Annotated in this window: 18 protein-coding genes; 8 read left to right on the forward strand and 10 right to left on the reverse strand. The window is 71.9% G+C overall.

Going from position 1 to position 22,854, the window contains the following annotated elements:
- Positions 1 to 64: 64 nt before the first annotated feature.
- Together HNR57_RS09515 and HNR57_RS09520 are read right to left on the reverse strand one after the other, a co-directional pair.
- Complete coding sequence (locus HNR57_RS09515) at positions 65 to 730, reverse strand: HAD family hydrolase (protein ID WP_184558780.1); 666 nt, start codon at positions 728 to 730, stop codon at positions 65 to 67.
- A gap of 69 nt (positions 731 to 799) precedes the next feature.
- The gene (locus HNR57_RS09520; RefSeq protein WP_184558782.1) at positions 800 to 1,315 is read right to left on the reverse strand and encodes a DUF6912 family protein; all 516 of its coding nucleotides are present in this window, start codon (positions 1,313 to 1,315) and stop codon (positions 800 to 802) included.
- Positions 1,316 to 2,322: 1,007 nt separating this feature from the next.
- On the opposite strand from HNR57_RS09520, the gene HNR57_RS09525 reads away from it, so the two are divergent.
- Positions 2,323 to 2,790 (forward strand): Rv3235 family protein, encoded by a 468-nt coding sequence (locus HNR57_RS09525; protein WP_376772206.1) that lies wholly within the window; start codon positions 2,323 to 2,325, stop codon positions 2,788 to 2,790.
- 74 nt (positions 2,791 to 2,864) lie between these two features.
- On the opposite strand, the gene secA is transcribed toward HNR57_RS09525, so the two are convergent.
- Positions 2,865 to 5,711, reverse strand: a complete 2,847-nt coding sequence (gene secA / locus HNR57_RS09530; RefSeq protein ID WP_184558784.1) for a preprotein translocase subunit SecA — start codon at positions 5,709 to 5,711, stop codon at positions 2,865 to 2,867.
- Between the two features lie 280 nt (positions 5,712 to 5,991).
- Between secA and HNR57_RS09535 the strand changes: the two genes are divergently transcribed.
- The gene (locus tag HNR57_RS09535) at positions 5,992 to 6,558 is read left to right on the forward strand and encodes a GNAT family N-acetyltransferase (RefSeq protein WP_184558786.1); all 567 of its coding nucleotides are present in this window, start codon (positions 5,992 to 5,994) and stop codon (positions 6,556 to 6,558) included.
- Between the two features lie 69 nt (positions 6,559 to 6,627).
- On the forward strand, positions 6,628 to 7,800 hold the full coding sequence (locus HNR57_RS09540) for a winged helix-turn-helix domain-containing protein (RefSeq protein WP_184558788.1): 1,173 nt from the start codon (positions 6,628 to 6,630) through the stop codon (positions 7,798 to 7,800).
- Between the two features lie 9 nt (positions 7,801 to 7,809).
- Here the strand turns inward: HNR57_RS09540 and HNR57_RS09545 are convergent, their stop codons facing one another.
- The 7 genes from HNR57_RS09545 to mtnA all read right to left on the reverse strand — a co-directional run bounded on the left by HNR57_RS09545 (position 7,810) and on the right by mtnA (position 16,944).
- Complete coding sequence (locus HNR57_RS09545) at positions 7,810 to 8,556, reverse strand: response regulator (protein ID WP_107455305.1); 747 nt, start codon at positions 8,554 to 8,556, stop codon at positions 7,810 to 7,812.
- 205 nt (positions 8,557 to 8,761) lie between these two features.
- Positions 8,762 to 9,457, reverse strand: coding sequence for a ribosome hibernation-promoting factor, HPF/YfiA family (gene hpf, locus HNR57_RS09550; protein WP_184558790.1), 696 nt, complete (start codon positions 9,455 to 9,457; stop codon positions 8,762 to 8,764).
- Positions 9,458 to 9,768: 311 nt separating this feature from the next.
- Complete coding sequence (locus tag HNR57_RS09555) at positions 9,769 to 10,692, reverse strand: ComF family protein (protein WP_184558792.1); 924 nt, start codon at positions 10,690 to 10,692, stop codon at positions 9,769 to 9,771.
- Between the two features lie 229 nt (positions 10,693 to 10,921).
- On the reverse strand, positions 10,922 to 12,751 hold the full coding sequence (locus HNR57_RS09560) for an LpqB family beta-propeller domain-containing protein (protein WP_184558794.1): 1,830 nt from the start codon (positions 12,749 to 12,751) through the stop codon (positions 10,922 to 10,924).
- Positions 12,741 to 14,930 carry an MtrAB system histidine kinase MtrB gene (gene mtrB, locus HNR57_RS09565; protein WP_184558796.1) on the reverse strand — a complete coding sequence of 730 codons (2,190 nt, stop codon included), beginning with the start codon at positions 14,928 to 14,930 and terminating at the stop codon, positions 12,741 to 12,743. Before mtrB ends, HNR57_RS09560 begins: the two co-directional genes overlap by 11 nt.
- A gap of 1 nt (position 14,931) precedes the next feature.
- Complete coding sequence (gene mtrA / locus HNR57_RS09570; RefSeq protein ID WP_009188938.1) at positions 14,932 to 15,621, reverse strand: two-component system response regulator MtrA; 690 nt, start codon at positions 15,619 to 15,621, stop codon at positions 14,932 to 14,934.
- A gap of 174 nt (positions 15,622 to 15,795) precedes the next feature.
- Entirely contained in the window at positions 15,796 to 16,944 is a 1,149-nt protein-coding gene (gene mtnA / locus HNR57_RS09575; protein ID WP_184558798.1) for an S-methyl-5-thioribose-1-phosphate isomerase, read from the reverse strand.
- A gap of 140 nt (positions 16,945 to 17,084) precedes the next feature.
- Between mtnA and HNR57_RS09580 the strand changes: the two genes are divergently transcribed.
- Genes HNR57_RS09580 through HNR57_RS09600 form a run of 5 tightly spaced genes read left to right on the forward strand, consistent with a single transcriptional unit; the run spans position 17,085 to position 22,704 of the window.
- Positions 17,085 to 18,440: a glycerophosphoryl diester phosphodiesterase membrane domain-containing protein gene (locus tag HNR57_RS09580; protein WP_184558800.1), complete on the forward strand. Its 1,356-nt coding sequence runs from the start codon at positions 17,085 to 17,087 to the stop codon at positions 18,438 to 18,440.
- 4 nt (positions 18,441 to 18,444) lie between these two features.
- Positions 18,445 to 19,212, forward strand: coding sequence for a DUF4129 domain-containing protein (locus HNR57_RS09585; RefSeq protein WP_313673210.1), 768 nt, complete (start codon positions 18,445 to 18,447; stop codon positions 19,210 to 19,212).
- Positions 19,209 to 20,405: a DUF4350 domain-containing protein gene (locus HNR57_RS09590; RefSeq protein ID WP_184558802.1), complete on the forward strand. Its 1,197-nt coding sequence runs from the start codon at positions 19,209 to 19,211 to the stop codon at positions 20,403 to 20,405. Before HNR57_RS09585 ends, HNR57_RS09590 begins: the two co-directional genes overlap by 4 nt.
- Entirely contained in the window at positions 20,405 to 21,394 is a 990-nt protein-coding gene (locus tag HNR57_RS09595) for an AAA family ATPase (protein ID WP_184558804.1), read from the forward strand. Before HNR57_RS09590 ends, HNR57_RS09595 begins: the two co-directional genes overlap by 1 nt.
- Entirely contained in the window at positions 21,394 to 22,704 is a 1,311-nt protein-coding gene (locus HNR57_RS09600; protein ID WP_184558806.1) for a DUF58 domain-containing protein, read from the forward strand. Before HNR57_RS09595 ends, HNR57_RS09600 begins: the two co-directional genes overlap by 1 nt.
- Positions 22,705 to 22,854: the final 150 nt, after the last annotated feature.

The following is a 22,854-nucleotide window of genomic DNA, read 5'->3' on the forward strand; positions in this document are numbered from 1 at the left end:
AAACCAGCCCTGGAAGTTTGACGTTCTGCACAGTGCCGCTACGCGGTCCGGTCTGAGGGGCCGGTCAGGCAGCGAGCCGCTCCGCCTCTTCGACGGCTTCTTCCAGCGTGTCCACGACAGGAACGCCGACCGCCTCCAGACTCACCCGGCTGTGCGACCCGCCGGTGTACAGCACGGCCCTGGCCCCCACGTGCAGCGCGGCCGCGGCGTCGTCCGCCGCGTCGCCGATCACCACGGTGCGCTCCGGGGCCACCCCTCTCAGCGACGCCAGGTGCCGCACCATGTGCTCGGCCTTGCTGCCCCCCGACGGCCCGGTCCGCCCGTCCACCCGTATGAAGTGCGGCTCGATGCCGAACCCGCGCACCAGCGGGACGAGCTCCTCGTGCACGTACATGCTCAGGATCGACTGGCTGCGGCCCGACGAACGCCACCCGGCCAGCAGCTCGACGGCCCCCGCCGTCAGCCCGCACGCCGTCCGGTGCTCGGCGTAGTACCGGTGGAAGATGTCGTCCATGGCCTCCCACTCGGCCTCGGTCGGCAGCCGCCCCATCAGCCGCTCGTAGAACTTCGGCACCGGCACGCAGTACAGCTCCCGGTACTTCTCCAGCGTCAGCGGCTCCAGCCCCAGCTCGGCGAAGGCCGCGTTCGTCGCCCCGATGATCGCGTCGATGTCGTGGAACAGGGTCCCGTTCCAGTCCCAGACAATGTGCGCGCCCGTCTTCGTCCCCATGCCCGAAAACGTACCCGCACCCACTGACAATCAAGAGGGCGGCGCCTCAACGCGCCCCCCGGGGCCGGTTCAGTCCCCGCGTCCGACCAGGTTCGCGATCTCCTGCGTGGCGAACCACAGCAGCTCGTGGTCCTCCGCCCCGTCCACGACGGACTGCGCGTCGTCGTCCCCGACGTCCGCCGCCGGCAGGGCCTCGGCGGCCGCCGTCACATCGGCCTGGGCGTCCGCCGCGTCGACGTGCACCGACGCCGCCTTGCCCAGCGGCACGGCGCCCGCGACCCGCACCTCGCCCGGCGCCACCGGGTCGGGCCCCCGGCCGGCCTCCTCGCTCACGGCCCGGTCGGCCACGTCGACGGCGACCACGACCCGGCGCCGCGGCGCCTCGGGCTCGGCCGCCAGCAGGCGCAGCGAGGCCAGCGCGGCCCGGCCGAGCGCCGCGTACTCCAGTTCCTCGGAGTCGTCGGAGACGTACCACTCGCGCAGCCCCGGCGTCACGGCGTAGGCGACGAACGGCCCGGCTCCCAGCTCGCCCGTTTTGTACGCCTCGGCGAGACCGGGGAGGGTCAGGGGCACGTAGACACGCATGGGCTGGCCGCTTTCGTGGTCGTGGTCGGGGGCTCGGGAGGCTCCGGAAGGCCTTCAGGATACGTGCGGGGTGTCCCCTTTCGAGTCCCGCCCCGTGACGCCCTACGCGTCCACCCCCGGCCCGGAATTCACCCGGCGCACCCCCGTACTCATGGGCTCGACGCCTCTGAAATCACCCTGATAGGTGAACATTCCGGCGCCCGCGACCCGCATCGCGCTTCCTTGCCGCCGCCCCCATCGGCCCCGTACAAGATCACCACCCGAAGTTACTCACCGGTACCCACCGGGCCCACGAAACGGGGACCCCCATGCACAAGGTCATGACCAGGACCCGGCGCCGCCCGACCAGCTACCCGCCCGCGAGCACCACGCCTCACGCCCCGGGCGGCACTGCGCCGCGTCCGACTGCCGACACCACGCCCGGCGCCCCTGGCGGCGCTGCCCCACGCACGCCTACCGACACCACACCCGGCGGCGCCGTGCCTCGTACACCCGCCGAGACCACACCCCGCGGCCCCGGCAGCACTGCGTCGCACACACCGGCCACCACCCCACCCCACGCCCCGGGCCGCGCTGCCCCACGCACACCTGCCGACACCACACCCGGCGACGCCGTGCCGCATACGCCCGCCGACACCCCACCCCGCATCCCCGCATCGCACACACCGGCCGACACCACACCCCACGCCCCGGGCCCCGCTGCCCCACGCACACCTACCGACACCACGCCCGGCGGCGCCACGCCGCATACACCCGCCCACACCCCACCCGGCACCCCAGGAAGCACCGCATCACGTACCCCGGGCAGCACCGCCACACCCCGCTTCCCCGCCCGCCCCGCAACCGCACCGGCCGCCCCCGCCGGCGCAGCGCCTCCGCGTTCTCCGGGGAGCGGCCGGACCCGGCCCCCGGCAGCGGGCGGCCGTCCGCCGGCCTCGACCCGCGCCAGGGCCTCCCGCAGCCGCCCTGCGGACACGCGCCCTCCGACCCCTTCCGCGACCCGCACGGTGCCCCGCAGGACCACGGGAACACCCACCACCCCGGCGCACACGGACGCCACCGCTTCGGCCTCCGCCGAGGCCGAGACGGCCCCACGCGTCCCGCCCCAGGGACTCCGCCCCACGGCGATCCCCCAGCCCCTCCCCACCGACGTCTTCGCCGACCTCCTCGTCGCCGTGCTGAGCGGCCACCGCCCCGTGCACTCGATGCTCCGCCACACCCGCGGCCGCGCCTACGACGAACTGGCCTGGCTGGCCGAACGCGGCCCGCTGCGTACGCGCGGCGCCCGTCCCGTCGTCCGCGACATCGGGTACTTCGAACCCCGCCCGGGCGCCATCGAGGCCTTCGCTCGTGTCGGTGCCGGCGACCGGCTGCGCGCCATGGCCTTCCGCCTGGAACTCGGACAGGACCGCCGGTGGCGCTGCACGGCGGTCGAACTCGGCGGCCCCCGCCCGCCTCGCCCGGAAACCGACTGAGGCCGTCGAAGCCGAAGGGCCGGACACCCCCGGGTGTCCGGCCCTTTCAAACCGCTACGGCGCCTCGGCGACCGTCACTTCTTGCGGCGGCCACGCCCCCGCGCCTGCTTGCGCCGCTCCGCGCGCGTCAGGCCGTCGGCCTCGGAGCGCACCGGCTCGCCGTCCTCGGTGAAGTCGCCCTCGATGGTGCCGCCCTCGCCGTCGACCGTCGGCGCGGAGAAGTGGAGGTTGCGCCGCTGCGGGACGTCGAGCCCCTTGGCGCGGATCTCCGGCCGGGAGCCCCCCTGCGCCGGCACCGCGTCCTGCTTCTCCAGGTCGGCCACCGGCTTGGTGTCCTCGACCGGGACCTCCTCGACCTGCTGCTCGACCTGGACCTCCAGGTTGAACAGGTAGCCGACGGACTCCTCCTTGATGCCCTCCATCATGGCGGTGAACATGTCGAAGCCCTCGCGCTGGTACTCGACCAGCGGGTCCTTCTGCGCCATGGCGCGCAGGCCGATGCCCTCCTGGAGGTAGTCCATCTCGTAGAGGTGCTCGCGCCACTTGCGGTCCAGGACCGACAGCACGACCCGGCGCTCCAGCTCGCGCATGATCTCGGAGCCGAGCTGCGCCTCACGCGCCGCGTACTGGTCGTGGATGTCGTCCTTGATGGAGTCGCCGATGAACTCGGCGGTCAGCCCGGCACGGTCGCCGGCCGCCTCCTCCAGCTCCTCGACGGTGACGTTGCACGGGTAGAGCTGCTTGAAGGCGCCCCACAGCCGGTCGAGGTCCCAGTCCTCGGGGAAGCCCTCGGCGGTCTCGGCCTGGACGTAGGCGTCGATGGTGTCGTCCATGAAGTGCTGCACCTGCTCGTGCAGGTCCTCGCCCTCCAGGACGCGGCGCCGCTCGCCGTAGATGACCTCGCGCTGGCGGTTGAGGACCTCGTCGTACTTCAGGACGTTCTTACGCGTCTCGAAGTTCTGCTGCTCGACCTGCGACTGGGCGGAGGCGATCGCGCGGGTGACCATCTTGTTCTCGATCGGCACGTCGTCCGGGACGTTCGCCATCGACATCACGCGCTCGACCATCTGGGCCTTGAACAGGCGCATCAGGTCGTCACCGAGGGAGAGGTAGAAGCGGGACTCGCCCGGGTCGCCCTGACGGCCGGAACGACCGCGCAGCTGGTTGTCGATGCGCCGCGACTCGTGCCGCTCGGTGCCCAGCACGTAGAGCCCGCCGAGCTTCTCGACCTCGTCCTTCTCGTTCTTGACGGCCTTCTCGGCCCGCTGGAGCGCCTCGGGCAGGGCGTGCGCCCACTCCTCGATGTGCTCCTCCGGGTCGAGGCCGCGCTGGCGCAGCTCCGCCTCGGCGAGGTCCTCGGGGTTGCCGCCGAGCTTGATGTCCGTACCACGGCCGGCCATGTTCGTGGCCACCGTGACGGCGCCCTTGCGGCCGGCCTGGGCGACGATGGTCGCCTCCCGGTCGTGCTGCTTGGCGTTCAGCACCTCGTGCTGGATGCCGCGCTTGCTGAGCTGCTGCGAGAGGTACTCGGACTTCTCGACGGAGGTCGTGCCGACGAGGATCGGCTGCCCCTTGCGGTGCTTCTCCTCGATGTCGTCGACGACAGCCTCGAACTTGGCGACCTCGGTCCGGTAGATCAGGTCCGACTGGTCCTTGCGGACCATCGGCCGGTTGGTCGGGATGGGCACCACGCCGAGCTTGTAGATCTGGTGGAACTCGGCGGCCTCGGTCATGGCCGTACCGGTCATGCCGCACAGACCGGGCTGCTCCTTGCCGTTGTGGTCGTGGCGCTTGTAGAGGCGGAAGAAGTTCTGGAGGGTGATCGTGGCGAGCGTCTGGTTCTCGTCCTTGATCGGCACCGCTTCCTTCGCCTCGATCGCCTGGTGCATGCCCTCGTTGTAACGGCGGCCGGCGAGGATACGTCCGGTGTGCTCGTCGACGATCATGACCTCGTCGTCGATGATGACGTAGTCCTTGTCCTTCTTGAACAGCTCCTTGGCCTTGATGGCGTTGTTCAGGTAGCCCACCAGCGGGGTGTTCACCGACTCGTAGAGGTTGTCGATGCCCAGCCAGTCCTCGACCTTGGCGACACCGGACTCGTGGATGGCGACCGTGCGCTTCTTCTCGTCGACGTCGTAGTCGCCGGTCTCCTCGATGCCCTTGAGGGGCTGGCCGGCCTCGCCGCGCTTGAGGCGCTTCACCAGCTTGGCGAAGTCCCCGTACCACTTGGTGGCCTGGTCGGCCGGACCGGAGATGATCAGCGGCGTACGGGCCTCGTCGATGAGGATGGAGTCGACCTCGTCGACGATGGCGAAGTTGTGGCCGCGCTGGACGAGCTCGTCCTGGGACCACGCCATGTTGTCGCGCAGGTAGTCGAAGCCGAACTCGTTGTTCGTGCCGTACGTGATGTCGCAGGCGTACTGCTCGCGGCGCTGAGCCGGCGTCATGTTCGCGAGGATGCAGCCGACCTCGAGCCCGAGGAACCGGTGGACGCGGCCCATCATCTCGGAGTCGCGCTCGGCCAGGTAGTCGTTGACCGTGATGATGTGGACGCCCTTGCCGGACAGGGCGTTCAGATAAGCCGGCAGGGTGCCGACGAGGGTCTTGCCCTCACCGGTCTTCATCTCGGCCACGTAACCCATGTGCAGGGCCGCGCCACCCATCATCTGCACGTCGTAGTGACGCTGGCCGAGGACGCGCTTGGCGGCCTCGCGGACGGTGGCGAAGGCCTCGGGCAGCAGGTCGTCCAGGGTCTCGCCGTCCGCGTAGCGCTGCTTGTACTCATCGGTGAGGGCGCGCAGCTCGGCGTCGGAGAGGTCGACGAAGTCCTCTTCGATGGAGTTGACCTGGTCCGCGATGCGGTGCAGCTTGCGCAGGATCTTGCCTTCGCCTGCACGCATGATCTTCGAGAGGACGGACACGGGGGTTGGTCTCCTTGCCGGTCGGGCCTGGGACGGTCGGTTACCACTTGACTTACTGAGCAACGGCCATCGTATGCGAGGACCCCACCGCGCCGGGAGGGCCTGCCGTGACGGCGACCGTCCGCTGCTTCGTTTCTGATTCACGTCTGCTTCAAAGGGGACAACGTGCGGCCCCCTCGGATAGTGCCGCACCCCTCCACCGAATTGCACAACCCGTGATCACTCCTTCACGGAGGGCAAACACGAGACATCGCGGCCCGCCGCCGAGCAGAATCGCCCGATGGAACCCGTCACCCTCACCACGGACCGTCTCCTGCTGCGCACGGTCGGCTCCCAGGACACCGACGCGGTGTACGAGGCCTGCCAGGACCCCGGCATCCAGCGCTGGACCACGATCCCCTCGCCCTACCTGCGCGAGCACGCCGAGAGCTTCACGGAACAACTGGTCCCGGACGGCTGGCGGGACGGCTCCATGTTCACCTTCGGCGTCTTCCTGCACACCGGGGAACTGGCGGGCATGCTCGGCATCACGATGCGCGCCCTGGGCATGGGCGAGATCGGCTTCTGGGCCGCCAAGCAGCACCGCGCCAACGGCTACGTCACCGAGGCCGCCCTCACCGTCTGCCGCTGGTCCTTCACCCGCGCCGCGCTCGACCGTGTCGAATGGCGCGCCGAGGTGGGCAACCGGGCCTCCCGCGCGGTGGCGGAACGGGCGGGCTTCACGATCGAGGGCACGCTGCGCTCCGCGACGAACAACAAGGGAGTACGGCGGGACACCTGGGTGGGCTCGCTGCTCCCCTCGGACATGGGCCTCCCGTCGACGGCCCCGTACCTGCCGGCACGCTGACCGGCTCGGCCGCCCCGGCGAACCCGCAGGCCAGACCCCGTTGTCAGTCCCACCCCCTACGCTGCGACCATGACCACCCCGCGCCCCATCGCAGACCTCTCCGCGGACGAGGCCCGCAGAATCGCGCTCCGCGCCCAGGGCTTCCTCGGCGCGCCCGACCGCCGCTCCGGTGTCCGCGGCGTCCTCCGCCACCTGGGCGCGATACAGCTCGACACCATCTCGGTCCTGGCCCGCTCCCACGAACTCGTCCCGTACGCCCGGCTGGGCGCGGTCGGACGCAGAGCGGTCGAGGACGCCTACTGGCAGGACACGCACTCCTTCGAGTACTGGTCCCACGCCGCCTGCATCCTCCCCATCGAGGAGTGGCCCCACTTCGCCTTCCGCCGCCGCGCCTACCGCAACCGCCCGCACTGGAACCACGACCTGCCCGACGGCGTTTACGACCAGGTCATCAAGCAGCTCCGCTCCGAAGGCCCCCTCACGGCGACGGAGTTGGGCGGCGCGAAGAAGACGAACGACTGGTGGGACTGGTCCGGTTCCAAGGTCGCGGTGGAACGCGCCCTGATGTACGGCGAGGTGGTCTGCGTGGAGCGCCGTGGCTGGAAGCGCATATACGACCTCGCCGAGCGCGCCGTGCCCGACGATCTGCTGCACGACGAGCTGGACGACACCGAGTGCCTGCGCCGCCTGGTCGGCCTGGCGGGCCGGTCCCTGGGCGTGGGCACCCGCGCGGACATCGCCGACTACCACCGCCTCAAGGGCGAGCAGGTCGACGCGGTGATCGCCGAGTCGGGCCTGGTACCGGTCTCGGTCGAGGGCTGGGGCAAGCCGGCCTGGGCCGATCCCGCGGCTCTGGAGACACCTCCGCGCGGCCGCCACCGCACGACGCTCCTGTCGCCCTTCGACTCCCTGATCTGGGAGCGGGCGCGCACCGAGCGGATCTTCGGCTTCACGCACCGCCTGGAGGCCTACGTCCCCAAACAGAAGCGGGTCCACGGCTACTTCGCGATGCCGGTCCTGGCCGGCGGCCGTCTGGTCGGTCGTGTGGACCCGGCCCGCGAGGGCCGCACCCTGGTGGCCAAGCAGGTCACCCTGGACGGCCCGAAGGCCGTCCCTGCCGTCGCCCAGGCCCTGGCCGAGGCGGCGACCTGGGTGGACTGCACGGACGCCCGCGTGGAACGGGTCGGCACACCGGAGCTGCGCGAGCCCCTGGCGCAGGAGCTCGCCCGCCTTCTCGGCTGAGACCGCGTCCTAGCGGATCTCGAGGATCTTCTCCCGCATCGCGTACACCACCGCTTCCATCCTGGAGTGCAGTTGCAGCTTCTCCAGGATGTTGCGGACGTGGTTCTTCACGGTGTTCTCGGAGATGAACAACTCCTTGGCGATGTCACGGTTGTTCATTCCCGTCGCGACGAGCTTGAGGACTTCCAGTTCCCGGTCGGTCAGGCGCGGCGCGGGCACCAGCCGGCGTTCGTCCGTGCGCTGGATCATCGACTTGAACTCGGTGAGGAGTTTCGACGCCATGGACGGGCTGATCTGTGACTGTCCGTCGGCCACCGCGCGAATGGCGGTGGCCACCTCGTCCGTGGAGATCTCCTTGAGGAGATAGCCGGTCGCTCCCGCCTTGATGGCGTCGTAGAGATCGGCTTCCTCGTCGCTGATCGTCAGCATGATGATCTTCGCGCTGGGCGCCACCTCCTTGATGGAGGTGCACGCCTCGATACCGCCCCGCTTCGGCATCCGCACGTCCATCAGGACGATGTCGGGCAGCAGGTCGGCGGCCTTCTCGACGGCCTCGGCGCCGTCGCCCGCCTCCCCGATGACCTGGATGTCCTCCTCGGCCGCGAGCACGATCTCCAGGCCCCGGCGGAACAAGGCGTGGTCGTCCACCACAAGGACTCTGATCGGTTCCTTGCGTGGAGTCCCCGAGTCCGGGCCCATGCCGACGACGCCGTCGTCGGCATCCTCGTCACGCATCGGTCCGAAGCTGTCCGCCATCGTTCCTCCCCCTGAAGGCTGTGGCCTGAGGTCCTGAGCCATCGCCAACCCAGAGCAACGACCCACCGGTTGGGCCGTGGCCACCATGATTTCATGCCCGGACGGCACCGGGGTGCCGGAGCGGGGCGCGAAGTGGTCGCACGGGGGTGCCCCTGGGGGCGCACACGCGCTCCAGGGGCACCTGTTCCGCTGTCACCCGGCACGGTCAGCCGCCGAGCGCACCACCCGCGTCGGGCGAGTGCGCCTGGGTGATCATCGTGTCCGTGCTGAGGTGGATCACGCCGTAGTCGTAGGCGTGCCGTCGGTAGACGACACTCGGTTCCTTGGTCTCGGAGTCGACGAACAGGTAGAAGTCGTGCCCGACCAGCTCCATCTCGTAGAGAGCCTGGTCGAGGGTCATGGGGGCTGCGACGTGGGTCTTCTCACGGACGACGATGGGGCCGTCACCCTGCACTTCCAGCGAGCCGATCTTCTTCGTGGGTACGGCCTCGGGCTCCTCCTCGGGAGCCGGCACCAGGCCGTTTCCGTTGAGCGTCGCCACACCCGGGACGTGGTCGGCGACCTCCGCGGCCGGGATCCGGCGCGCGCCGCGGCGCGAGTACCGCTTGTCGTGCTGCCTGCGCAGCCGGGCTTCCAGCTTTTCCGCCGCCAGGTCGAGCGCCGCGTACGGATCGCTCGCCGCTGCCTCCGCCCGGATCACCGGTCCGCGGGAGCGGAGCGTGATCTCCACTCGGTCACAGCGGTCGGCCTGCCGGGGGTTGGGCTCCTTGGACACCTCGACGTCGAGGCTGATCACCTTGCCATCGAGCTTCTGGATCTTCTCCAGCTTCAGCTTCTCGGCCACGTGCTTCCGGAACCGCTCGGGCACCTCGGTCTTGCGGCCCTTGACGACGATGTCCACGCAGAACTCCGTTCCCGGATCGCTCCGCTGCGGTGCGGAGCGTCTCCCTTTTGCACCAGGCTCCGGTGAGTCCCGGAACCTCGGACTCGGTGACTTCCACCTCCTCCCCCGCGAGCGAGATCTCCACTCCACCGGCGCGAGTGATGAACAAAAACTCGCAGCACGGCATTCGGATTCGAGAGGTGTGGCCTGCGGCTTTCCCTCTCAACCGAACATATCTCGCCCGGACGGATGTCGTCACCCTCTACTGCGGCGTACCTCCGTTCAGGTGAATAGGCCCTCTCGTTACCTGCAACGACACAAGATCTCAGTCAGTTCCGGTTTATTTCGAAAGAGTCCGGTGTTGCCGCGACCACTGCCGCGCACACCACCTCGACGACTCCACCGACGTCGTCCGCGCCCGCCTTCACCTGCCGGGCGGGCCGCCGGCCCGTCCTCTCTCGCCTTGATCCGACGTTCTGTTCCTCTCTGCTTTCCCACGTCTCTCCCGCATACACGGCCGAAGTCCATGAGGCGTTCGGAATCGGCCCCGTCACCCCGAAAGGGGTCCGCCGCCCGCCCGAGACCGCCCGCACGGCACGCGCGGCCTCCGCCAGGGAAGCCCCGGTGGTCATCACGTCGTCGACGAGGACGACCGGTCCCGCGGAGAGCAGCCGGGCGCCGCCGGGAGCCACCGCCAGCGCGCCCGCGAGGTTGTCCAGACGCTGCCGGGAGTTGAGCCCCGACTGGTCGGCCACCGCCCGGCGCTGCCGCAGCACACCGGCCACCCGGGCCGGAAGCCCCCTCCGCCGCAACTCACCCGCAGCCGCGAGCGCGATCCGCCGCGCCGGATCATGCCCCCGGGCCCGCACGGCCCGCCGCCCGGACGGCACCGGCACGAGCAGCACCGGAGCCCTGCCGCCCCCGGGCCGGGCCACTCCGAGTCGCGCCGGAGCCCTGGCGTCCCGGAGCCCCGCCCGTACGGCTTCCGCCAGCGCCACTCCGAGCGGCACGGCGAGCGCCAGGGCGCCCCGTTCCTTGTGGGCCAGCAGCGTCGCCCGGGCCTCGTCCGCGTACCGGGCAGCCGCGTGCACCACCGGCAGCCCGGGCGGCTCCGGCACCGGCCGCACCCGCCGCGCCGCACCTCCGCTCAGCACCGCACGGCACCGCGCGCACAGCACCGTCCGAGGCACCCCGCAGCCCCCGCACTCGCCCGGCAGCACCAGTTCGGTCAAGTCCTGCCACCAGCCCCGCATGGCCACCACTGTGCCCCTGCGGGCCGGGTCCGGCCACCCCTGTGGACAGCGGCCTGTGGACAACCGATCGCCCCGCCATCTGCTCGTCACCCACACGAGTGACGCCCGCGGAAGCCAGGTCAGAAGGAGACGAGCACCGGCCCCGCGCCGCACGCCCCTGGACGCCGGCGGCGCGGCCACCCACGCCCAGCACACCCCGGCCGCACCTGCCACCGGGGGCCCTCCCAGCTCACCCGGGATAGACCGGCGCCGTCCCCTCGGTCACCTTCTGCCACTGCTCGCCCGACGGCAGGCGGACGATGCCGTCCACCGAGTTCGCCACCAGCGGCAGCTGGTCGTCCTCGGCGGCGGTGACCTCCTTGACGCCGGTCAGGGCCGCGGGCGCCGGCACGTCCGGCGTGGAGCCGTCGACCTGGACGTACCGCATCTGCTCGACGCCCCCGTGCTCGCGCCCGACCACCACGAGCCGGCTGTCCCCGGCCCACGACATGGTGGTGACTTCCTCCAACTCCGGCGTCGCGGAGCGCAGTTCCACCACCCTGACGGCCGGCTTCTCACCCGGTTTCCCGTCCCGCTCGATCAGCCCGATGAGCAGGGTCTTCTTGCCGCCCTTCTCCACGACCAGCGAGATCCGTACCCCGTCGGCGGCGACCCGCACGGACTGGACCCGTCCGTCCAGGTGCGGCATGCGCACCTCCACGGGATCGCCCTTTCCCTCCTCGAAGAGGAGCAGCCGGGGACGGTCGGGGTCGCGGTCGGCCACCCACAGGCCGTCGTCGGCGTCCCAGCTGGGGGTCGTCAGGCGGTCCTTCTCGGACGGGCCCCGGCTGCGCAGCACCGGCTCGCCCAGCGAACCGCCCGACACCAGCGACCCCACGTACAGCGACCGGCCGTCGAGGCTGACGCCGGCCGCGGTGTGCTCGTCACGCGACACCGCCACCGACCGCAGCGCCGTGTCGCCCTCGCCGAGTGCCCCCGGCGCCGGGTCCGGCTTGGTGCTGCTGTTGCCGGCGGGTATCCGTACGAGCCGGTGCTTGTCGTCGACGAAGTACAGGTAGTCGGGGTGCCGCGCCGCGCTCCGGGAGGCCACCGTGTCGGCGGTCCCCTGGGTGAGCGAGCACAGCTCCGCGCCACCGGCCCGCAGCTCGACCTCGTCCACGGCCGGGCTGAGATTGCGCAGCGTGAACAGGATCTGGGCGGCCATCTCCTCGCACCGGTTGGTGCCGATGCCCGCGGCCTTGTGGTTGAGCGGGACCGTCAGCCTGTTGCGGTCGTCGGGCGTCAGCGCGCCGGAGTCCTTCGCCAGTGCCGTACCGGTGGGGAAGCTCGACCTGACCACGGGTCCCAGCCACCGCGTGGGCCCGTGGAGCAGAGAGCTGACCATCTGCGTCATGGGTTCGACACGCCGGCGCACGTAGACGGGGTCGGCGACCGCCGTGGGCTGTGCGTCCGACCCGGCCGCCTCGGTGTTCGAAGCGAAGTAGTACTTGCTGACGGACATGTAGTTGCGCTGGAAGTCCGACTCGCCCATGACGACGCCCTGCGGCAGGGCGTCGATCCGCCACTGCCGCTTGTCGTCCTGTGTCAGGTGCACGCTCCGGCCGTACACCCCGGTGGCCGGCGCGTACGCCTGCTGGGCGTCGACGGTGGCGACCTTGGTGCCGGTCAGCACGTACGAGATCTCGCCGGTGTCCTCCCCGCCGCCGCCCGGCTCGGGCTTGGCGCCCGGCCCGTCCGTCAGGACCGTGGCGGACGCCTCGGGCCGCCAGGTCTTGGCGGCCTCGCCCGTCAGGTACTGGCGTGCGGTCTTGTAGTGCGGATCGTCGCTGGTGAGCGCCTCCAGGAAGCCCTGCATGATCTCCGAGGGCGGCGCGTCCTCCCCCGGCGGCACGGCGAACACCCGCACCTGGGTCTCCTGGCGGGGTGTGGACTCCACGCCCCGCAGGTCCCCGCTGTCCGGCATCGAGGCGCACCCCGCCAGCACCAGGACACCACCGGCGGCGTACGCCATCACGCGCGCGGGCCTGCGCCGGCCGCGCCCCTCGCGGTCAGCGCCCACGAGATGCCTCCCCTTGCCTGTCCACGTCCCCCTGCTCGGCCTCCCGGCCGCCCGGGCCGACGGAGCCGTCGTCCTCGTCCCGCGGCCCGTTCACGACCGGATCCCGTCCGGACCGGCCGTCGGCCTCCTCGTCGCGCCCTGTTTCCTCCGGGCCGCTCACGCCCCCGGGAGCGGGCTGCTCCGCACCCGCCGGTCCGCCCTTTCCCCGCGAGCCCGAAGCGGGCCGGGGCACCACGCGTGAACCATTGCCGGGCAGCGCCGTCGGATCCGCCGTCGGCGTGGCACGCGGCGGTATCGGGTCCCGCTTCGCCCCCTGCGGCGCCGGCCCGCTCACCGGCTGCGCCGGCACGGTCGCCCGCTTCTCGCCGTCCCCGCCGCCGCACGGCAGACCGGCGTCGTCGAGCCCCCGGTTCCGCCGGGAGTCCTTGGGCTCCAGCGGTATCGGGGAGCCCCGCAGCGGCTCGTCGGCGGTCCGGGGCAGCGTCAGCCGGAACTGCGAACCACCGCCCGGCTCGCCCCAGGCCTGCAGCCAGCCGCCGTGCAGCCGCGCGTCCTCCAGGGCGATGGACAGCCCCAGCCCCGTACCACCGGTGGTGCGCGCGCGTGCCGGGTCGGCCCGCCAGAAGCGGCTGAACACCCGGGTCGCCTCGCCCGGCTTGAGCCCGACGCCGTAGTCCCGCACCGCCACGGCGACCGCACCGCCCGCAGCGGCGAGCTTCACGACGACGTCCTTGCCCTCGCCGTGCTCGACGGCGTTGACCACGAGGTTGCGCAGCACCCGCTCCACGCGCCGGGCGTCGGCCTCGGCGACGACGGGCTGCTGGTCGCCGAGGATCCGGATCCGGGTGCCCTTGCGCTCCGCGAGCGGCTCGGCCCCGCTGACCACCCTCCGTACGACGTCCCTGAGGTCTATCGGCTCCGCCTCCAGGGCCGCGGCGCCCGCGTCGAACCGGCTGATCTCCAGCAGGTCGGCGAGCAGCGACTCGAACCGGTCCAGCTGGTCGGCGAGCAGTTCCGCCGACCGGGCGGTGATCGGGTCGAAGTCCACACGCGCCTCGTGGATGACGTCCGCGGCCATCCGTACGGTCGTCAGCGGCGTCCGCAGCTCGTGCGACACGTCCGACACGAACCGGCGCTGCATCCGCGACAGGTCCTCCAGCTGGCTGATCTTCAGCTGGAGGTTCTGCGCCATCTTGTTGAAGGCCTCACCGAGCCGCGCGATGTCGTCCTCGCCGGTGACCTTCATACGCTCCTGGAGCCGCCCGGCCGACAGCCGCTCGGCGATGCCCGCCGCCATCCGCACCGGCGTGACGACCTGCCGCACGACGAGCCACGCGATGGCCCCGAGCAGGACGACGACGAACAGCCCGGCCGTCGCCAGCGTGCCCTTGACCAGGCTCAGCGACTTCTCCTCCTGGGTGAGCGGGAAGAGGTAGTACAGCTGGTACGGGTTGCCGTTGGGGTCGTTGACCTGCTTGCCGATGACCAGGCCCGGCTGGGAGTCCCGGGTCTTGTTGTTGTAGACGATGCGCGCGTAGCTCTGCGCGGCCGTCGTACTGCTGCCGATCCGCTCCCGCAGGTCGGCGGGCACGCTCTTGCTCCAGTTGACCTCGCCGGAGGCACGCGGTCCGCGCCCGCCGGTGCCGTCCGCCTCGGAGGCCGGGAGCGTGACCACGTCGAAGGCGCCCTGACCTCCGCTGGACAGGGAGGAGACGAGGTCGCTCATCCACTGGATGACGTTCTGCGCGGGACGGCCGTCCGCCGTGGCGACATCGTCGCCGGTGCCGCTCGCCGCCTCGTCGGCCCGCTGCTTGGCCACCGCGAACCCGCCCGTGGCCTGGCTCTGGGACGCCTTCACCTTGGCGTCCAGCAGGCCGTTGCGCACCTGCCCGATGACGACGAAACCCAGCAGCAGCACCACGCCCAGCGACATCAGCAGCGTCGTGACGACGACCTTGAGCTGGATGTTGCGCCGCCACAGCCGCATGACGGGCAGCAACGGCCGGCGCACCCACCGCATGAACAGGCGGATGACCGGGCTGCCCTGGACGCCGCCCTGGAGCAGCAGCCCGCTCTCCAGGAACCGCCCCCAACGGGAGCCGGACCTCTTCCGCCCGACAGGCCGCTCCGGGCGGGCCCCGGACCGGCCGGGCGCCGAAGCGGCACTGTCGCCGGACATGTCAGCTCGGCCCTGCCTTGTATCCGACGCCACGGACGGTCACCACGATCTCCGGCTTCTCCGGGTCCTTCTCGACCTTGGAGCGCAGCCGCTGCACATGGACGTTGACCAGCCGCGTGTCCGCCGCGTGCCGGTAGCCCCAGACCTGCTCCAGCAGCACCTCGCGCGTGAACACCTGCCACGGCTTGCGCGCGAGCGCGACCAGCAGGTCGAACTCCAGCGGCGTCAGCGCGATCGACTGCCCGTCCCGCTTCACGGAGTGCCCCGCCACATCGATGACCAGGTCACCGATGGCGAGCTGCTCCGGAGCGGGCTCCTCCGACCTCCGCAGCCTGGCCCGGATCCGGGCCACCAGCTCCTTCGGCTTGAACGGCTTCACGATGTAGTCGTCGGCACCCGACTCCAGACCCACGACGACGTCGACCGTGTCGCTCTTCGCGGTCAGCATCACGATCGGCACGCCCGACTCCGCCCTGATCAGGCGGCACACCTCGATGCCGTCGCGGCCGGGCAGCATCAGATCGAGCAGCACCAGGTCGGGCTTGGCCTCACGGAACGCGGCCAGCGCCTTGTCCCCGTCGGCCACGAACGACGGCTCGAAACCCTCACCACGCAGCACGATGCCGAGCATCTCGGCCAGTGCGGTGTCGTCGTCGACGACAAGGACTCGTCCCTTCATAAACGACATCATCCCATTCTCATAACAGCGGCGAAGGCAGTGGTGAGGTAGGTCACCGGCCAGTGACCATAGTCGCAGCAAGCGCTACTGTCTGCCCTCGCCCGCCCGCGGATGATCTCCGGCAGGGACGGGAGGCGAGGGTGCCGAAGCCCGCCCCCGCCCCGCGCACCCCGCGCAGCGCCCGGCTCAGCCCGCCGTCACCCGGCGCGACCGCGCACACACCTCGGCGAGTGCCTCAGCGGTCACGGGCGAAACAACGCCCTCCTCCGTGACGATCGCCGTCACCAGCTCGGCCGGAGTCACGTCGAACGCCGGGTTGTACGCCTGCGTCCCCAGCGGCGCCACCGGAATACCGCCGCCCGCCTCCGCACCGACCACCGGCACCTGCGGCGCCGTCACCTCGGTCACCTCGTGCCCGGGCCGCTGCTCCACCTCGACGGACGCCCCGTCCGCCGTGTCGAGGTCCACCGTCGTCACCGGCGCCACCACGATGAACGGCACATGGTGGTACCGCGCCAGCACCGCCAGCGGATAGCTCCCGATCTTGTTCGCCACCGAGCCGTCCGCCGTGATGCGGTCCGCGCCGATCAGCACCGCGTCCACCTCCCCCGCGGCGAACAGCGACCCCGCCGCGTTGTCGGTGAGCAGCGTGTACGCCATCCCGCTGCGAGCCGCCTCGTACGCCGTCAGGCGAGCGCCCTGCAGCAGCGGCCGCGTCTCGTCCACCCACAGCCGCCGCAGCCGCCCCGTCCGGTGCGCCGCGAGGGCCACCGCGAACGCCGTCCCCTCCCCGCCCGACACCAGCGAACCGGTGTTGCAGTGGGTGAGAATCCGGTGCCCGCCGCCGGGCAGCAGCTCGTCCAGCAGCGTCAGCCCGTGCTCGGCCATCCGCCGACTGGCCTCGGCGTCCTCCCGGTGCAGCTGCCGCGCCGCGGCCAGCGCCGCAGCGGCCGCCTGCCGGACGTCGCCGCCCTTGGCGAGCGCCGCCTCGTGAGCTGCCCGGGCCCGGCGCACACCCACGGCCAGATTCACCGCGGTCGGCCGGGCCCCCGCCAGCGCGGCCGCCGCCTCGTCCACGTCGAAGCCCCGCATGGCGGCGAGCGCGACGCCGTACGCCCCCGCGATGCCGAGCAGCGGCGCCCCGCGCACCGCCAGCGAGCGGATCGCCTCCACGAGTGCGGACGCGTCCGTACAGACCAGTTCGACCTCCTCGGCCGGCAGCCTCGTCTGGTCCAGCAGGACCAGAACCGGGCCTTCCGGTGGCTCTTCCCAGCGGATCGCCGGGATCTCGGTCGGCCGCTTGTCATCGCCGCTGTGCGCGTACTGATCAGCCATGCCGTCAGTCTGCCCCCTATCGAGCGGACAATTGAAGGTACGCAGCCCATACCGCGGCCGGTCACTCCAAGACCACCCCATGGCACGATGGCTGCCAACCTGCCGCCGCGACCGCGGACGGGCACCGTGAAGGAGCGACGATGAACGACACTCCGGGCTGGGCCTCGCCCGGATCCGCCCCGTCCGACGGGCAGAAGCCGGACCCGTCCGGCCCTGCCGAGCCCACCGACCGCCCCGCGCAGCCCGCGGACCAGCCCGGCCAGGCCCCGCAGGGCCCCGGCCCGCAGTGGTCCAAGGAGCAGCCGCCACCGGCCCAGTGGTCCGCCCCCAGCGGCCCGGCCGCCCCCGGCCAGGCTCCCCCGCCCCCACCCCCCGGCCCGGGCTGGGGCAACCAGCCCCCCGGCGGCTACGGCCCCGGAGGCCAGGGCGGGTACGGCGGCCAGGGCGGATACGGCGCCCCCGGAGCTCACGGCGGCTGGGGAAGCGGCTGGGGCGGCCCCCCGCCCGCCGCCAAGCCCGGCATCATCCCGCTCCGCCCGCTCGGCGTGGGCGAGATCCTCGACGGCGCGGTCTCCACCATGCGCACCTACTGGCGCACGGTCCTGGGCATCTCCCTGACCGTCGCCGTCCTCACCGAGGTCATCGTCGTCCTGTTCCAGGGCCTCGTCCTGGACGACTCCAGCACCGAAGCCCTCAACGACCCCAGCGCCAGCCTCAGCGAGCTGAGCCGCGCCATGGGCGACGCCATGCTCAACTCCAGCGTCGTCTTCGTGATCTCCCTGGTCGGCACCGTCATCGCGACCGCGCTGCTCACCACCGTCACCAGCCGCGCCGTACTCGGCAAGTCGGTGACCATCGGCGAGGCCTGGCGGGACGCCCGCCCGCAGATCCTCAAACTGTTCGGCCTCATCTGCGTATTGCTGCTGATCACCGTCGGCGTCGTCACCGTCGGAGCCCTGCCCGGCCTCCTCGTGACCGTCGCCGGGAACAACGGCGCGGGTGTCGCCCTCACCGTCCTCGGCATCATCGGCGCCGGCATCGTCGCCCTGTGGCTGGCGATCCGCTTTTCCCTCGCCTCTCCCGCCCTCATGCTGGAGAAGCAGGGCATCAAGAAGGCCATGAGCCGCTCCGCGAAGCTCGTTCAGGGCACCTGGTGGCGGATCTTCGGCATCCAGCTGCTCGCCACGCTCATCGCGAACGTCGTCGCCTCGATCATCGTCATCCCCTTCACCCTCCTCGCCGCCGCTCTCAGCGGCGACGGCCTCACCGGCTGGCTCAACACCGGTGTGGGCAGCCTCGGCTGGACGTTCCTCATCATCAGCGGCATCGGCTCGGTGATCGGCTCCATGATCACGTTCCCGATCACGGCAGGCGTCACGGTGCTCCTCTACATCGACCAGCGCATCCGCCGCGAGGCCCTCGACCTCGAACTGGCCCGCGCCGCCGGCGTCCAGGGCTACGGAGCCACCGCCCCCGGCGCCACCCCGGGGAGCTGATGCGGTGAGCTGGGCGGGGGAACTTCTCACAACGGCGCTGCCACGCGCCGCCATACGGACGCTGCTGAGCGCCGGCGACACCTCCCTGCTGTCGTCGGCCCGCTCCGCCGACGAGCCGCCCCTCACCACCCCGCGCGACCCGGCGCGCGAGGCCGCCCGGCGCGAGCTGTCCAAGCGGATGTACCACGAGGACGACCCCAGCCTGTTCCAGCGAGCCCTCGACGCCTTCTGGGACTGGCTCGGCAAACTCCTCAACGCCGCCTCGACCGCCACCCCCGGCGGCACACTCGGCCTGATCGTCATCATCCTGGCCGTCATCGCCGTCCTGGCCGCCCTGTGGTGGCGCCTGGGCACTCCGCGCCGCCAACCCACCTCGTCCGCAACCCTGTTCGACGACCGTCCCCGCAGCGCCGCCGACCACCGCGCCACCGCCGAGGCACACGCTGCGCAGGGCCACTGGAACCAGGCCGTCCAGGAACGCATGCGCGCCCTCGTCCGAGCCCTGGAGGAACGCGCCCTCCTCGACGCCCGCCCCGGCCGCACCGCCGACGAGGCCGCAGCCGAAGCCGGCCGGGCCCTGCCCGCCCACACCGACCGACTGCGCACCGCCGCCCGCGACTTCGACGACGTCACATACGGCGGCCGCTCGGCGACCGAACAGTCGTACCACCGCATCGCGGAACTCGACCGCAACCTGGAACGCACCAAGCCCCAGCTCGCGACGAGCAGCGCCGCCACGGCCCCCAACACCCGCCAGGGAGCCGCCGAATGACCACCGAGGCCACCCTCACGTCCACCTCGGCCTCGCCCACCGCCCGCCAGGTGTGGACCCGCGCGCGCGGTATCGCACTCGCTCTCGTGGTACTCCTCGCGGGAGCCGTGGCCATCGCCGTCATCCGCTCCGATGCCCGCCACGGCGAACTCGACCCGCGCTCCGCCGACCCGGGCGGCAGCCGCGCCATCGCCGAACTCCTCGCCGACCGGGGCGTGGACACCCGCGTGGTCACCACCCTGGATGAGGCAGCGACCGCGGCCGGCCCGGACACGACCCTCCTGGTCGCCGCCCCCGACCTGCTGACCCCCACTCAGCAGACCCGGCTGCACAAGGCGTTCGCAGACTCCCGCGGCCGCACCGTCCTGGTCGCCTCCGGCAGCGCCTCCATCGAACGGCTCGCCCCCGGCGTCACCGCCGACCCCGCCACCAGCCTCGACTCGACGCTCTCCCCCGACTGCGCCCTGCCCGCCGCCCGGCGCGCCGGCACCGCCGACACGGGCGGCGTCCGCTACACCACCACCCACCTCGGCGCCGACGCCTGCTACCCCAGCGAACGCCTGGCCACCCTGCTGCGCATCCCGGACGGCACCGGGGACGGCGACACCATCGCCCTCGGCGCGCCCGACATCCTCGTCAACGACCGCCTCGACGAGCAGGGCAACGCCTCGCTCGCCCTCCAACTCCTCGGCTCGCGCCCCCATCTGGTCTGGTACCTCCCCTCGCTCTCCGACACGTCGGCCACCGACCCCGACGACGAACGCAGCTTCTTCGACCTGCTCCCCTCGGGCTGGCTCTGGGGCACCCTGCAGCTCTTCATCGCCGCGGCCCTGGCCGCCCTCTGGCGGGCACGCCGACTGGGCCCCCTCGTGCCCGAAAGACTCCCCGTCGCGATCCGCGCCTCCGAAACCGCCGAAGGCCGCGCCCGCCTCTACCGCAAGACCGACGCCCGCGACCGCGCGGCCGACGCTCTTCGCTCCACCACCCGCACCCGCCTCGCCCCCCTCGTAGGCGTCCCTGTCGCCCAGGCGCACACGCCCGAGGCCCTGCTCCCCGCCCTGTCCGCCCACCTCCACGGCGACGGCCAGGACCAGCACGCCCTCCTCTTCGGACCACCGCCCAGCGACGACGCAGCACTCATCGCACTCGCCGACCGACTCGACGCCCTCGAAAGAGAGGTACGCCGTCCATGATGGACCCGACCACTGACAACGCCGGGCAGACCGGGGACCCGGGCACCGCCCGAGACGCCCTGGAGGCCCTGCGCGCCGAGATCGCCAAGGCCGTGGTCGGCCAGGACCCCGCCGTCACCGGCCTCGTCGTCGCCCTGCTCTGCCGCGGCCACGTCCTCCTCGAAGGCGTCCCCGGCGTCGCCAAGACCCTCCTGGTCCGCGCCCTCGCCTCCGCCCTCGAACTCGACACCAAGCGCGTCCAGTTCACCCCCGACCTCATGCCGAGCGACGTGACCGGCTCCCTGGTCTACGACACCCGCAGCGCCGAGTTCTCCTTCCAGCCCGGCCCCGTCTTCACCAACCTCCTCCTCGCCGACGAGATCAACCGCACGCCCCCCAAGACCCAGTCGTCCCTCCTCGAAGCCATGGAGGAACGCCAGGTCACCGTCGACGGCACCCCCCGCCCCCTCCCCGACCCGTTCCTGGTCGCGGCGACCCAGAACCCGGTCGAGTACGAGGGCACCTACCCCCTCCCGGAAGCCCAGCTGGACCGCTTCCTCCTCAAACTCACCATCCCCCTCCCCTCCCGCCAGGACGAGATCGACGTCCTCACCCGCCACGCCGAGGGCTTCAACCCACGCGACCTCCACGCCGCCGGCGTACGCCCCGTAGCGGGCCCGGCCGACCTGGAGGCAGCCCGCGCGGCGGTCGCCCAGACGACCATCTCCCCGGAGATCACCGCCTACGTCGTCGACATCTGCCGCGCCACCCGCGAGTCGCCCTCCCTCACCCTGGGCGTCTCCCCCCGTGGCGCCACGGCCCTCATGGCCACAGCCCGCGCCTGGGCCTGGCTGACCGGCCGCGACTACGTCATCCCCGACGACGTGAAGGCACTCGCCCTCCCCACCCTCCGCCACCGCGTGCAACTCCGCCCGGAGGCCGAGATGGAAGGCGTGACGGCCGACTCCGTCATCAACGCGATCCTCGCCCACGTCCCCGTCCCCCGCTGATGGCACTCACCGGACGCGCCGCCCTCCTCGCGGCCCTGGGCTCCCTCCCCGTCGGCATCTGGGAGCCCAGCTGGACGGGCATCCTGGCGGTCAACGCTCCCCTGGCCGCGGCCTGCGCCTGCGACTTCGCCCTCGCCGCCCCCGTGCGCCGCCTGGGCCTGACCCGCTCCGGCGACACCTCCGTACGCCTCGGTGACACGGCGGACGTCACCCTGACCATCACCAACCCGTCCCGCCGCCCCCTCCGCGCACGCCTCCGCGACGCCTGGCCCCCCAGCAGCTGGCAGCCCGGCACGGAGACCACGGCCTCCCGCCACCGCCTCACGGTCCCCCCGGGCGAACGCCGCCGCGTGACCACCCGCCTGCGCCCCACCCGCCGGGGCGACCGCCGGGCCGACCTCATCACGATCCGCTCGTACGGCCCCCTCGGCCTCTTCTCCCGCCAGGGCACCCACCAGGCCCCCTGGACGGTACGCGTCCTGCCCCCGTTCACCAGCCGCAAGCACCTCCCCTCCAAACTGGCCCGCCTCCGAGAACTGGACGGCCGCACCAGCGTCCTCACCCGGGGCGAGGGCACGGAGTTCGACAGCCTGCGCGAGTACGTCCCCGGCGACGACACCCGCTCCATCGACTGGCGCGCCACGGCCCGCCAGACCACCGTGGCCGTACGCACCTGGCGCCCCGAGCGCGACCGCCACATCCTGCTGGTCCTGGACACCGGCCGCACATCAGCCGGACGCGTGGGCGACGCACCCCGCCTCGACGCCTCGATGGACGCGGCCCTCCTCCTCGCAGCCCTCGCCTCCCGCGCCGGCGACCGCGTGGATCTCCTCGCGTACGACCGCAAGGTCCGCGCCCTCGTCCAGGGCCGAACGGCAGGCGATGTCCTTCCCGCCCTGGTCAACGCCATGGCCACACTCGAGCCGGAGCTCGTCGAAACGGACGCCCGAGGCCTCACAGCGACCGCTCTGCGTACGTCCCCCCGACGCTCCCTGATCGTCCTGCTCACCACGCTGGACACGGCCCCCATCGAAGAGGGCCTGCTCCCGGTCCTGCCTCAGCTCACCCAGCGCCACACGGTCCTGCTGGCGTCAGTAGCAGACCCGTACATCACGGAAATGGCCGCAGCGCGCGGCAATGCCGACGCCGTCTACGAGGCCGCCGCAGCCGCCCAGGCCCAGTCAGAACGTCACCGCACAGCAGAACAACTCCGCCGCCACGGCGTCACGGTCGTCGACGCCACCCCGGACGACTTGGCGCCGGCACTGGCGGACGCATACCTGGCTTTGAAAGCAGCCGGACGCCTGTAGAACGTAGAGCATGGTGTGGCCATCTCGTAGGCCACAGGATGCCTCACGGAGCGAGCCTAAACGCAGAAAACCCCCGTATCCGAAGATACGGGGGTTTTCCCAAAAATTGTTCGGCGGCGTCCTACTCTCCCACAGGGTCCCCCCTGCAGT

The sequence above is a fragment of the Streptomyces paradoxus genome (genome assembly GCF_014202475.1).
In the GTDB taxonomy this organism is placed as follows: domain Bacteria; phylum Actinomycetota; class Actinomycetes; order Streptomycetales; family Streptomycetaceae; genus Streptomyces; species Streptomyces paradoxus.

Bases quoted from the DNA above. Each gene is read 5' to 3' on its own strand.
- HNR57_RS09580 (WP_184558800.1), top strand. From the start codon at position 17,085: ATGAACGACACTCCGGGCTGGGCCTCGCCCGGATCCGCCCCGTCCGAC.
- mtnA (WP_184558798.1), bottom strand. From the start codon at position 16,944: ATGGCTGATCAGTACGCGCACAGCGGCGATGACAAGCGGCCGACCGAG.
- HNR57_RS09600 (WP_184558806.1), top strand. From the start codon at position 21,394: ATGGCACTCACCGGACGCGCCGCCCTCCTCGCGGCCCTGGGCTCCCTC.
- mtrA (WP_009188938.1), bottom strand. From the start codon at position 15,621: ATGATGTCGTTTATGAAGGGACGAGTCCTTGTCGTCGACGACGACACC.
- HNR57_RS09595 (WP_184558804.1), top strand. From the start codon at position 20,405: ATGGACCCGACCACTGACAACGCCGGGCAGACCGGGGACCCGGGCACC.
- HNR57_RS09535 (WP_184558786.1), top strand. From the start codon at position 5,992: ATGGAACCCGTCACCCTCACCACGGACCGTCTCCTGCTGCGCACGGTC.
- HNR57_RS09590 (WP_184558802.1), top strand. From the start codon at position 19,209: ATGACCACCGAGGCCACCCTCACGTCCACCTCGGCCTCGCCCACCGCC.
- HNR57_RS09540 (WP_184558788.1), top strand. From the start codon at position 6,628: ATGACCACCCCGCGCCCCATCGCAGACCTCTCCGCGGACGAGGCCCGC.
- HNR57_RS09520 (WP_184558782.1), bottom strand. From the start codon at position 1,315: ATGCGTGTCTACGTGCCCCTGACCCTCCCCGGTCTCGCCGAGGCGTAC.
- HNR57_RS09545 (WP_107455305.1), bottom strand. From the start codon at position 8,556: ATGGCGGACAGCTTCGGACCGATGCGTGACGAGGATGCCGACGACGGC.
- mtrB (WP_184558796.1), bottom strand. From the start codon at position 14,930: ATGTCCGGCGACAGTGCCGCTTCGGCGCCCGGCCGGTCCGGGGCCCGC.
- HNR57_RS09515 (WP_184558780.1), bottom strand. From the start codon at position 730: ATGGGGACGAAGACGGGCGCGCACATTGTCTGGGACTGGAACGGGACC.
- HNR57_RS09555 (WP_184558792.1), bottom strand. From the start codon at position 10,692: ATGCGGGGCTGGTGGCAGGACTTGACCGAACTGGTGCTGCCGGGCGAG.